At 54.9% G+C, this 672-nt stretch carries 1 protein-coding gene; it reads right to left on the reverse strand.

Annotated elements, in window-relative coordinates:
* Positions 1-229 precede the first annotated feature (229 nt).
* Positions 230-672, reverse strand: a 443-nt coding sequence (locus tag A3730_RS30805) for a triacylglycerol lipase (protein ID WP_063537239.1), incomplete at its 5' end; no start/stop codon positions are given.

Consider the following 672-nt stretch of genomic DNA (forward strand, 5'->3'; position numbering starts at 1 on the left):
GCTCGAATATCCAATGAACGCGCCGGCTTCATATCACATTTATAAAATTTGCATATTGTAAGATAAAAGCAGAAAAGTCAGTACGTTACAAACCAGCTTGTCAGGGCATGATTCGATATGTTGCCTTCTCCATTCCCCGAAACGAATAACACTGCTCAAAAAAGCAGCATCGCTAAAAGCGAAAGGAGCCTATGTCTAAGGAGCCCACAGCCCCGCAGGCTTCGTGCATTCACGGATAATCAAACCGCCCTTCCGCCAGGAATATCTTTACCTGCGCAATCACCTCTCCGTTACGCATCATGAACGGATGCGTCACCGGCAGCACCAGATGGTCCTGCATGCCTTCGACTTTGGTTCTTTCTACGGTGACCTTGCCATCGTTAGGTCCGGGTAGTTGCGTGGAGAGCAGGAAATTGATGGTCTGATTGCCGGCGATGATACCGACCGGGAAATCCACCGGGCCGAGCTGGTTGGGGAGGCTGTCCGGGCCGGTGCCCATCTGGCTGCCGGCAGGGCCGTTGAACCATTGGAATGGCGCCCAGGCACCCAGGCGGTCCACCACTTCGCTGCCCTGATTGGGCGGGCCGAGCATGACGGTTCGGCCAAGGCGGGGAATGGTGTGTTCGCTGAGGTACTGGCGCAGCAGAATGCCACCCATAGAGTGGGTAACGA

The organism is Alcanivorax sp. HI0044 (assembly GCF_001634945.1).